This window comes from Lactococcus sp. UBA7128 (assembly GCF_002492185.1).
Lineage (GTDB): Bacteria > Bacillota > Bacilli > Lactobacillales > Streptococcaceae > Lactococcus > Lactococcus muris.
The window spans coordinates 1-11,520 of record NZ_DKXK01000066.1 but is presented as its reverse complement, the minus strand read 5'-3'; the positions used below and the strand labels follow the sequence as shown (position 1 = coordinate 11,520).

Annotated in this window: 11 protein-coding genes; all 11 read left to right on the top strand. The window is 39.4% G+C overall.

The window, feature by feature from the left end; all coding sequences use genetic code 11:
- Window positions 1–342 precede the first annotated feature (342 nt).
- The 11 genes from B4H39_RS07135 (at window position 343) to whiA (ending at window position 11,418) form a co-directional block, all read left to right on the top strand.
- Entirely contained in the window at window positions 343–1,689 is a 1,347-nt protein-coding gene (locus tag B4H39_RS07135; RefSeq protein WP_251421555.1) for an amino acid permease, read from the top strand.
- A gap of 211 nt (window positions 1,690–1,900) precedes the next feature.
- Window positions 1,901–2,212, top strand: a complete 312-nt coding sequence (locus tag B4H39_RS07130) for a hypothetical protein (RefSeq protein ID WP_251421558.1) — start codon at window positions 1,901–1,903, stop codon at window positions 2,210–2,212.
- A 52-nt stretch (window positions 2,213–2,264) separates the two neighbouring features.
- On the top strand, window positions 2,265–3,758 hold the full coding sequence (gene lsa(D), locus B4H39_RS07125; protein ID WP_202230215.1) for an ABC-F type ribosomal protection protein Lsa(D): 1,494 nt from the start codon (window positions 2,265–2,267) through the stop codon (window positions 3,756–3,758).
- A 296-nt stretch (window positions 3,759–4,054) separates the two neighbouring features.
- The gene (locus tag B4H39_RS07120; RefSeq protein ID WP_286927555.1) at window positions 4,055–4,729 is read left to right on the top strand and encodes a DUF969 domain-containing protein; all 675 of its coding nucleotides are present in this window, start codon (window positions 4,055–4,057) and stop codon (window positions 4,727–4,729) included.
- Window positions 4,730–4,732: 3 nt separating this feature from the next.
- On the top strand, window positions 4,733–5,665 hold the full coding sequence (locus tag B4H39_RS07115) for a DUF979 domain-containing protein (RefSeq protein WP_251421561.1): 933 nt from the start codon (window positions 4,733–4,735) through the stop codon (window positions 5,663–5,665).
- A gap of 20 nt (window positions 5,666–5,685) precedes the next feature.
- Window positions 5,686–6,327 carry a pyroglutamyl-peptidase I gene (gene pcp, locus B4H39_RS07110; protein ID WP_202230218.1) on the top strand — a complete coding sequence of 214 codons (642 nt, stop codon included), beginning with the start codon at window positions 5,686–5,688 and terminating at the stop codon, window positions 6,325–6,327.
- Window positions 6,321–6,734, top strand: a complete 414-nt coding sequence (locus tag B4H39_RS07105; protein ID WP_251421564.1) for a gamma-glutamylcyclotransferase family protein — start codon at window positions 6,321–6,323, stop codon at window positions 6,732–6,734. The genes pcp and B4H39_RS07105 overlap by 7 nt, the downstream gene beginning before the upstream one ends.
- 376 nt (window positions 6,735–7,110) lie before the next feature.
- Window positions 7,111–8,556, top strand: a complete 1,446-nt coding sequence (cls, locus tag B4H39_RS07100) for a cardiolipin synthase (RefSeq protein ID WP_251421567.1) — start codon at window positions 7,111–7,113, stop codon at window positions 8,554–8,556.
- Window positions 8,557–8,600: 44 nt separating this feature from the next.
- The gene (gene rapZ, locus B4H39_RS07095; protein ID WP_202230221.1) at window positions 8,601–9,491 is read left to right on the top strand and encodes an RNase adapter RapZ; all 891 of its coding nucleotides are present in this window, start codon (window positions 8,601–8,603) and stop codon (window positions 9,489–9,491) included.
- Window positions 9,488–10,474: a gluconeogenesis factor YvcK family protein gene (locus B4H39_RS07090; protein ID WP_251421570.1), complete on the top strand. Its 987-nt coding sequence runs from the start codon at window positions 9,488–9,490 to the stop codon at window positions 10,472–10,474. Before rapZ ends, B4H39_RS07090 begins: the two co-directional genes overlap by 4 nt.
- Complete coding sequence (gene whiA / locus B4H39_RS07085) at window positions 10,471–11,418, top strand: DNA-binding protein WhiA (RefSeq protein WP_251421573.1); 948 nt, start codon at window positions 10,471–10,473, stop codon at window positions 11,416–11,418. Before B4H39_RS07090 ends, whiA begins: the two co-directional genes overlap by 4 nt.
- Window positions 11,419–11,520 lie beyond the last annotated feature (102 nt).

The following is an 11,520-nucleotide window of genomic DNA, read 5'->3' as shown; positions in this document are numbered from 1 at the left end:
TCATACAAATTCTTGCAATTTAAAATATTTTCATATATAATAAATTTTAAATTTGAGAAGGAGAAAAAATCACATGAGCAAAGCACCAACATTGACAGTCTTTTACTTTTGGCACAGATAAGTTGTGTTTATGCTCGGCATAGATACAGCTTTTGAGTATTCTCAAAAAGTATCTGTGCCCGTGATTAAAAGCCGGGTCTTGACCCGGTTTTTTTCTTTTCAAATTGAGCAATTTTTTAGTTTTTTAGTAAGGCATAAAGCGACTCGGAGAGTGCCAAGCTGGACTTTATCCTTTTGTGAAGAAACTAAAAAGATAAAAATAATAGAAATGAGGGATTTTACTTGGAAAATTCTAAGCAAAAACTGAAGTCTTCAATGAAAGCAAGACATGTGATTATGTTATCACTTGGTGGGGCTATTGGAGCTGGTTTGTTTGCCGGTTCAAGCAGTGCTATACAAGCCTCAGGTCCCGCAGTAATGTTAGCTTATCTGTTAGCTGGCATAATCCTCTATGTCGTGATGTATGGTGCGGGTCAGATTATTCTGCATCAAAAAGAGACGACTGTGGGTCTAGCTGGTCTTATTGCACCCTATGTAGGAAAAAGATTTGCCCACTTTACAGACTGGGTTTACTGGTCATTGTGGATGGCTGCTATGGTGGCTGAGTCTGTAGCTATAGCTCAATTTTTAGGCGTGTGGCTCCCACAAGTTCCGTCATGGATTTTTGTACTTATTGTTGCTATTATCACTTTAGGGCTCAACCTCTACTCGGTACGTGTCTTTGCTGAAACAGAATACTGGTTAGCTTGGGCAAAAATCATGGTTATTCTTATTCTTATCGTGGTTGGCCTCTACTTGGTCGCTGTACAAGTTTTTCACCTTGGACTAAGTGAGGGACTAGGTCAAATGAACAAATACGGTGGCTTTATGCCAAATGGCATGAAGGGTGTTTTCAATGCCATGCTTATTGTTATCTATTCTTATGGGGGTTCCGAGCTCATAGCATTAACAGTTTCAGAAGTAGAAAATCCCAAAAAAGCAATACCTAAAGCTATTCGTGGTGTTATTATGCGTATTTTCTCATTCTATGTTATTCCTATGTTTATCTTTGTAGAACTCTATTCTTGGAAATTTTTGAGTAGTACTCAAAAGAGTCCCTTTGTTTTGATTTTTGAAAAGTTAGGTATTCCTGGAGCAGCTCTTATTGTCAATTTTGTCATTATCTTAGCCCTCTTTTCAGTGATTAATTCTGCGGTTTATGCCACATCTCGTTCGGTTTATTCTCGAGCTAAAGATTCAAAAGGTATCATGGGAAAAACACTTGGTAAACTGTCAAGCAAGCGCGTTCCCGTCCCAGCGATAATTTTTTGTTCAGGTATGCTCTTTATTGGGGCAATCCTCTCCTTTATTTTTAAAGATAATTTATTTGTATACTTAGCAGGCTCAATTTCTTATACAATACTTATCGTATGGATAATGCTTCTCATCTCCGCGATTATTTTTTATTTTAAAACTGGAATAGGGGGCTGGTTCATCAAGGCAATTTCAATCCTTACATTGCTTGTCCTACTTATCATAAGCTACAAGGTTGTTGTCTCAAATCCTTGGGGGATTTCTGTATTTGCCTTAGTGGTGTGTGTACTCAGCCTCTTGAGCTACCGCGAAAAAACCGTTTCCGAGGTAGCCTAACGCCTGTATAAAACAGAGTCAAGTATTTTTCTTGACAGTATATTACTGTTTTGATAAACTTACTCTAACAATAAAAGTGAGGTAAGGTCTATTGAAATTATAAGTCATGAAATTTGAAAAAATGTTAAAAGCGGTTAAGCAGTGTATCCGCAAGAATTTTTTCGTGTTCATGATTTATAGAAACTAGACCTTCAGAAATAAAGCCCCTTTTGTGGCGCATTTTGAACTCTTTTTCTCTATTTTTGTGGATGCGAAATATAGAGAAAAGGAGTTTTTTAATGTCCCCAAAGCAAAAAATAATGCAGGAAAAATTACAGGTAATCAGGTCAAAACAAAAGAAAATGACTGTGCAGACAGGCAAGCAGGTTCAGAACAAGGGCTTGAAAAAAGCAACCAAACCTCACGGTCATCATACGCATTATTCGATTGGATTTTAAACAAGGAGGAAACTATGAAGCAACAACTGAAACAAATACAAGCATATCGCGTAACAGTATCGCTAAAGGTCAATAAACTCACATAGAAACCCTATCTGTTCACTAATCGCGGCAGAAACGGGTTTAGACAGGAGGCATATGTCAAACATTCAAATTAAGAACTTAACTTTTGCTTACACGGATCAGTTGATATTTGATAAGGTAAGTATCAATATTGATGACAAATGGAAACTGGGTTTAGTGGGGCGTAATGGTAGAGGGAAGACGACACTTTTAAAGATTCTCGTCGGTGAAACAGAAGCTAATGCTGAGGTGAAAACCAGCAAGAGTTTTGTCTATTTTCCACAAACAGTTAAAGATAAAAGTCAGTTGACTTTGTTTGTCTTGCAAGAGCTAGCAGATTTTGAACAGTGGGAGTTAGAACGCGAACTTACCTTACTGGATGTCGATTTGGATACTCTTTGGCGTCCTTTTAGGAGTTTATCAGGAGGTGAGCAAACAAAAGTTTTACTGGCTCTTCTCTTTTTAGATGAGCAAAATTATGCGCTTATTGATGAACCAACCAACCATCTGGACAAAGCTTCAAGAGATAAGGTGGCTGCTTATCTCCAAGGAAAAGCAGGCTATATATTGGTTTCTCATGACCGCAATTTTCTAAATCAAACGACAGACCATACGCTAGCTATTGAGCGTGCTGATTTGCACCTGTATGCGGGAAATTTTGCGCTTTATGAGGAAGAAAAAAGATTGAGGGATATTACTGAAAAAGCTCAGGATGATAAGCTCAGAAAAGAAATCAGCAGATTGAAACAAACCGCACGTGAAAAAGAAGCTTGGTCGCGTAACCTTGAAGCGACAAAATCACGCCGAAAAAGAGGTTTTGATTCGGAAACTAAGCGTGTGGATAAAGGATTTATAGGACGGAAAGCGGCAAATATGATGCAAAAGTCTAAAAATCTAGAAAAGCGTATGAAAGAAGATATTGCAGATAAGGAAAAACTTCTAAAAAACTGGGAGGAAGTACCGGGATTAGCCATGCATGTTCTGAGGAGTCACCAAAAACGCTTGTTGAAAGTCGAAAATTTGACAGCAGGCTTTGAGCATTTCCTTTTTCAACCTGTTTCATTTGATATAAACCAAGGACAGGTCATTGCTTTGACAGGGGTGAATGGTATCGGAAAATCCTCCTTGCTTCATGTATTAACCAGAACATTTTCCGGCAGATATGAAGGAACTTTTGATATGGCTCATAATCTAATCCTTTCACAAGTTCGGCAGCTTGCAGATAACAAAGGATTTTTGAGTGATTTTGTCAAAGAGGAAAATCTGGAGTTAGAAACTTTCCTCAATAACTTACGTAAACTAGGTGTCGAACGTAATGTTTTTGAACAAAAAATTGAACATATGAGTCAAGGGCAGCAACGAAAAGTTGAATTAGCAAGAGCCTTAACGCAGCCTGCTCATCTCTATCTTTGGGACGAACCGCTCAATTATCTAGATGTTTTCAATCAAGAACAAATTATTGAGATGATAAAGCGAGAGAAGCCAAGTATGCTTGTCATTGAGCATGATCCATATTTTGTAGAGCAAGTAGCAGATATCAAAATTGAGTTACATAGGAGCAAGGGATAAAAAGTTTAACATGCTGTATCTCTTGACAGATGAAATAGTATGTAAAGAGCAAAAAACATCCGTTTTAAGCGGGTGTTTTTACTCTGCAACTATAAAATTAATACTCTTAAAAATACAAGGAAGCCTTAACAAGCTTTCAGAAAAAATTTGAACACCCCAAGGGAGGTACGATAAAGCTCATCTTGTATCTAATATCATGAAAAATCAGAAAAAAAGAAAAATTCGAAATAAATTGAACAAAAAAGGACAAATGGTGTATAATTGTCTAAAATATAATTAATAGGAGGAATTATTTCATGATCAAGTTAATAGGTGTCTTGATTGTTTTGATTGGGTTTGTTTTCAAGATAGAAACCTTATTTGTTGTTGTTCTTGCGGGTGTTTCGACTGGACTTGTTGCTGGTTTGAGCATTCAGGAGATTCTTACAATTTTGGGGCAGTCTTTTGTGGATAACCGCATGGTTTCCCTTTTTGTGTTAACCCTTCCCGTTATTGGGGTTCTAGAGCGAAACGGTCTTCGCCAGCGTGCAGTTGAGCTTATCGGACGTATGCAATCTCTCACCACAGGTCGGATTACACTCTTTTACGTTTTTGTTCGATTTATCGCAGGAGCTATGTCTATCCGTATCAGCGGGCATCCGCAGTTTGTGAGACCTCTGATTCAACCGATGGCAAAAGCAGCTGCAGTAAGCAAATATGGTGACGTTGAATCAGAAGACGATAACATTAAAGCTCTCTCAGCCGCAGCGGAAAATTACGGTAACTTTTTTGGGCAAAACTTGTTTGCTGGCAGTGCCGGAGTGCTTTTGATTACCTCAACCTTGTCAAGCTTCAATTACAATGTTACAGCGGTTGATGTGGCAGTAGCCAGTATTATTATGGCTGTACTTGCTTTTGTTGTGACTGCTGTCCAGTTTATTCTTTATGATCGAAAACTTTTGCGAAAATTCGGAAAGAAAGGGGAAAATTAGTCTATGCAAGCTTTTATTGATGTTTCTTTAAATGTATTTTATGTTCTAATGGGCCTGCTCATGCTTTATATGGCTTATAAAGCCTTCACTACAATTCAAGGTGTAAAACGTATTGGAACGACAGTCTTTTGGATTCTTATCGCTTTGCCTTTTATTTTAGGTGCACTTATTCCAGCTTGGCTGATTGGTCTTTTTGTCGTATTGAGCAGCTTACTTACACTCAGCAAACAGGTCACTTTCGGGAAATATAAATCGTTAGATGAGACGTTTGGACAAAAGCAGTCTAAGCTGTTAAAAAATAAAATTTTCATCCCTTCCTTCATTCTTGCCTTTGTTGCTGTTGGGATTGCGATGGCTTTAGGTAACTATGCTAATTCATCGCTCTTTGCTATTGGTGTGTCTTCGCTTGTTTCTCTACTTTTTGCACTGATAATGACGAAAGCGAAAGCCACAGAGTCTGTCGAGGATGGTGCGCGCCTTTTTGATTCGATGGGACCAGTCGCAATTTTACCTCAGTTGCTTGTTGCTTTGGGCGCTCTGTTTACAACAGCAGGAGTAGGTGAAGTCATTTCACAAGCCATCACTGGTGTAGTCCCTGCGGATAATCGTTTACTCGGTGTTGTGGCGTATGTTTTAGGGATGGTTATTTTTACGATGATTATGGGAAATGCCTTTGCAGCTTTCTCTGTAATTACTGCGGGTATTGGTATTCCCTTTGTTCTTTCCCAAGGTGCAAATCCAGTTATTGCTGGAGCTTTAGCACTTACAGCAGGTTATTGTGGCACTTTGATGACCCCGATGGCTGCTAACTTTAATATTGTACCAGCAGCCTTACTTGAGATGAAAGATGAAAATAAGGTGATTAAAATGCAAGCACCTGTAGCGCTTGCTCTCATCGTTCTGCACATTCTCGTCATGTATTTCGTTGCATTTTAAGTACTAATAAGGAGTTTATTATGAAAATATTGTTAACAGGCTTTGATCCCTTTGGTGGAGAGAAACTTAACCCAGCTGAGGAAGCTGTCAAGCGTGTAGCCTCAGAAATCAATAATGCTGAAATCATTAAACTAATTATTCCAACCGTTCGTTATAAATCACTGGAAAAGATTGAGGAAGCAATTGAAAAACATCAGCCAGACTTTGTTGTAAACATTGGGCAAGCAGGTGGACGTTATGCGATTACACCTGAGCGTGTAGCGATTAATGTGGATGACTTTCGCATTCCAGATAATGAAGGCAATCAACCGGTTGATGAGCCTGTAAAGGAAGGAGGTGCTCCTGCTTACTTTTCAACACTTCCCGTAAAAGCTATTGTTAGCGAACTTAATAAAGCAGGCATTCCAGGCACACTTTCAAACACAGCAGGAACCTTTGTGTGTAATCATGTTTTTTATGGTGTACGCCACCTTCTGGAAGAAAAATATCCGAATGTCAAAGGTGGATTTATCCATATTCCTTATGCGACATCACAGGTGATTGACAAAAAAGATACGCCTTATATGTCATTAGACGAAATTGTTAAAGGGATAGAAATAGCATTGGATGCTTGTACACGTTATACAGAAGATTTGCGAACTATTGGTGGAGAAATATGTTGAACAAAGTGTTTGTCTATGGGAGTTTGCGTACAGGCATGTTCAATTATGACAAGTATTTGAAAGGCGAGGTTTTAGAAAGCTATCCTGGGAAGATTAAAGGAAGCTTATTTCACATTGAAAATAAAGGCTATCCCGCAATCATCGAGGGAAACTCGGAAATCTTAGGAGAAATCTTTATATTGAAGGACTTTCCAAAGAACATTGCAGTCCTTGATGAGATGGAGAATTTTTTCTCGGATAATCGTGATGAAAGCGAATATCTCAGATATATAGCACAGGCTCAGTTAAGCGATGGGCAAACGGAACAGGTTTATTATTATCACTACAATTCAAGCGCAGCTGTTAATACAAATGACCAACTTATTCCAGTTTATTCGGGGGATTGGCTAGAACATATGGCTGGCTAACAACAGTAATAATCTGCCATATGAGCTATTGGTGGCAGGTTTTAACTTCAAGAATATACCATTAAGTACCCATGGCGAGCCCGTGGGTATTATCATTCTTTTTGCTTTAGCAAATTAGAATGATAATACGCAAAGAGCGCAGCGAGTGGTGAACCTTTATCATTCTTTTTGCTTTAGCAAATTAGAATGATAATACGCAAGGAGCGCAGCGAGTGGTGAACCCTTCTCATTCTTTTTGCTAAAGCAAAGAGACTGCTGATACGCAAGGGGCGAAGCAAGTTGTAAACCTTTAAGCGAACCTTCAGTTTAGATTAAATATTTGTTTGCTGCCTGTGTTATAATTGGATAAGAAGAAATTTAGAAAAGGAGTTTTATTTTGGGTCTTGTTGCCATCATTGAATTATCTATTTTTGTCTTAAACTTCTTTTTGTCAATGACGATTATTTTCAGAGAGCGTAAAAGTACTTCAACGACATGGGCTTGGCTTTTTGTCGTTAATCTTTTACCTATTTTTGGTTTTATTTTGTATATTCTAGTGGGGCGCGGGATTGCGCATTACCGTATTTTTAGAGTGCAGCGCGCTTTCCGTGTAGGTTTTGAAGAACAGTTAAAGCGCACCTGGCGGGTTTATGAAGAAGAAGGATTTATCAAAAGAATTACACGAAATCATGGCATTACGCAGCTTATTCATATGCTTTTTGTAGAAGAAAAGGCAGTTATTTCTTCAAATACAGGCGTAAAAATTTTTACAGATGGACGTGCAAAGTTTGATGCCCTTATCGAAGACATTCGTAATGCAAAGCACCATATACATTTAGAATATTATATTTTTCGAATGGATAATCTGGGTAAAGAATTAACAGATGCTCTTGTTGAGGCTGCTCAGAGAGGAGTTGAAGTACGTCTTTTAATTGATGCTTGGGGAAGTAGTAAAACAAAACCGCAGGAGTTTGAACAGTTGACGAAAGCTGGCGGAGAAGTTTCGTATTTCTTTCCACTGATATTGTCCTTAATTAACCCACGTACCAACTATCGCTTGCATCGAAAGATTGTGGTTGTTGATGGTCAGATTGGTTATACAGGAGGGTTTAATGTTGGTGATGAATATGCGACTGAAACGGAGAAGTTTGGCTACTGGCGTGATACACATCTTCGTCTGACAGGTGATGTGGTCTATTCCCTTCAAAACAGATTTATTATGGATTGGAACAGCCAACACAAATTTGAAATTTCTGAAGCAGCGGAATACTTTCCAGCAGCCTTAGAAAGAGACCGAGTGATTACACAGTTTGTAACATCAGGACCAGATGAAGTAAAAACCCAAATCAAGATGACTTACATGAAGATGATAAACAGTGCGGAGCGCGAGATTATCATTCAAACCCCTTATTACGTTCCAGATGATGCACTGCATGAATCTTTAAAACTGGCACTTTTGTCAGGGGTGGAAGTTCGCTTAATGATTCCGAATAAACCAGATCATCCTCTGGTTTATTGGGCCACCTATTATTATGCAGCTGACTTGCTTAAAATGGGAGCAAAGGTTTATACTTATGAGAAAGGCTTTGTACATTCTAAAACACTTATTATCGATGGCGAATACGCATCAGTTGGCTCTGCGAACTTTGATAACCGTAGTCTGCAACTTTGTTTTGAGGGAAACATGGTACTCTATGACTATGATATTTCGCAAAAGCTACGTGAAGATTTCAAAAAAGACCTTGCAGTGAGTAAACGTTTGACACTTGAAACTTACGAAGAACGCAGCACAAGCATTCGTTTCAAGGAAGGCTTGGCGCGACTTATCAGCCCAATGCTCTAAACTGTGAACGAAGCGCTTGCTAGGAATAAGGAAGAGGAGAAAAAATGGAGAACAAACTAAATATTGTCATTATCACAGGGATGTCGGGTGCTGGCAAAACCGTAGCAATCCAATCTTTTGAAGATATGGGCTACTTTGCGGTTGATAATATGCCGCCGAACTTGATTGAAAAATTTGTGGAGCTTCTTAATACACCTGACAGTAAGATTAACAAGGTTGCGATGGTTGTTGATATGCGTTCCCGTATTTTCTTTGATCGCTTGCGGGGCATTATTGCAGAACTTTCAAACAGCCCAGAAGTAAACTTTAAGCTTTTATTTCTAGATGCAGGCGATGTTGAACTGGTTGCACGATACAAAGAGACACGTCGTTCACATCCCTTGGCTATTGATGGACGTGTACTTGATGGAATTACTCAAGAGCGCGAAATTCTTTCAGACATCAAAGCTCTGGCTGAGGTGGTGATAGATACCAGTGAGCTGACTCCGCGTAATTTGCGGGCACGTATTCTTGAGCGTTTTTCTGAAACAAAAGAAGCGCCATTTCGTATTGAGGTACTTTCTTTCGGCTTCAAATATGGTTTGCCCATGGATGCAGACTTAGTATTTGACGTTCGTTTTCTTCCAAATCCTCACTATATTCCAGAACTCCGTGATAAAACAGGGCAGGACAAGGAAGTATTTAACTATGTCATGCGTCAAGAAGCCTCTGAGGAATTCTATAAAAATTTAATGAATATGCTCTTGCCGATTATTCCGTCTTATCAGAAAGAAGGAAAATCAGTTTTGACGATTGCTTTTGGCTGTACGGGAGGTCAGCACCGTTCTGTCGCCTTTGCTGAGCGTGTTTCCAAGGCACTACTTAAGGAAGATTGGCATTTAAATACAAGCCACAGAGATAAGGATAAAAGGAAAGAAACGGTTAACCGATCATGAGCAAGTCAAAAATAGTGGTTATAGGAGGCGGGACGGGTATTCCTGTCATTTTGAAGTCCTTGCGTCAAGAAAATATAGACCTTTCCGCAATTGTAACCGTTGCGGATGACGGCGGCTCTTCGGGACGTTTGCGTTCCGCAATTGATATTGCTCCTCCGGGCGATCTACGAAATGTTCTGATTGCTATGAGCGATATGCCTAAGTTTTATGCGGATATTTTACAGTATCGCTTTGATTCGAGCGATGGAGAGCTGGCCGGTCATCCTCTAGGAAACCTGATTATCGCTGCTATTGGTGAGATGCAGGGCTCCACCTATGAGGCCATTCAAACATTAGCTCGTTTCTTCCACGTAAAGGGCAACGTATATCCATCAAGTGATACACCATTGACCCTGCATGCCGTCTTTAGAGATGGTCATGAAGTTGAGGGCGAAAGTAAGATTACAGACTATGACGATTTGATTCATCATGTCTATCTTACGGAAACAAATACAGGAAAGAGTCCGCGTGCATCTAAAAAGGTCGTACAGTCTATCATGGAAGCAGATACTATTGTTTTAGGACCTGGGTCACTCTTTACTTCAATTTTACCTAATATTGTTATTCCTGAAATTGCCGAAGCACTTTTAAAAACACCTGCTCGCATTGTTTACGTCTGCAACATTATGACACAGCGCGGTGAAACAGAGCACTTTAGTGATGCAGACCATGTTCGTGTTATTCATGAACATCTGGGAACCCGCGTTATCGATACTGTATTGGTAAACAGTGCAGAAGTACCTGAAGAATATATGAATTCCAACAAATTTGACGAGTATTTAGTGCAGGTGGTTCACGACTTCAAGGCTTTACAAGAAGAAGAAGTGAATATTATTTCCAATGATTTTTTGCAGCTGGTGAATGGTGGGGCATTTCATGATGGAGATGCCATTGCTTTGGAAATCATGGGAATCAGCGCTCAACATGAGAGAAGAGAAGTATGAGTTTCACAAGTGATGTAAAAAAGGAACTGACAAGTCAGAAACCTAGCCGTGGCACTCTATTGGCTCTGATTAGGATGAATGGTTCTTTGGGTATTTCTGGTGGTCTGACCTTGGCTTTGTCTACAGAAAATGCTGCGACAGCAAAGTACATTTATCAAATGCTCCTCGATATTTATCAAGTTCGTGCAGAGATTCGTGTACATCAAAAAACAACACTTTCAAAAAACCGTGTTTATACTGTTTTTATTGAAGACAAAGTGAATGAATTGCTCAATGAACTTCAGCTCTCCGATACACTGATGTTTTTAGATTCTGGAATTCCAGAATCTGTGAAATACGATCAAGAGGCACAGGAAGACTACATGCGTGGCGCTTTTCTCTCTAGCGGATCAATGCATAATCCAGAAAAAGGAGATTATCAGCTGTCTATTTCCAGTGTATATCAGGAACATGCAGAAGATTTAAAAGATATCTTTAATAATTTTGGCTTTGATGCGCGTATAATCTCTCGGAAAAACCGTTATATTTTATATCTTTCTAAAGCTGAAGAAATTATGGACTTTCTAACTCTGATTGGAGCCATGAAAGCGCGTTTGAAATTTGAGAATGCTAAGATTATGCGTGAGATGCGGGGACTGGCAAATCGTCAGTCAAACTTTGAGTCAGCAAATATAAATAAATCTGTCTCAGCAGCACAGGAAGTCATCTCTGCAGTGAAATATTTAGCAGAAAAAAAGGAGCTGGAAAATCTCCCACCAGCGCTCACAGAGGTGGCACATGCTCGGATTAATCATCCCGAAGCCACCATTAAGGAACTGGGCCAGTTATTGGATCCTCCACTAGGAAAGTCAGGGGTTAACCACCGTCTAAGAAAATTAACAGCTCTAGCTGAGGAAATAAAAAAAGCGAAGACTGATTCGCTACATGAAGAAAAGAAGCTCTAGTCAGGGCTTCTTTTCTCATGTCTTTCAGAAGAGAGAAACAAGCCCCAGCCAACCACCCACCCTTTTCTCATCAAACACTCATTTCATTTGACCTTTTTTTTT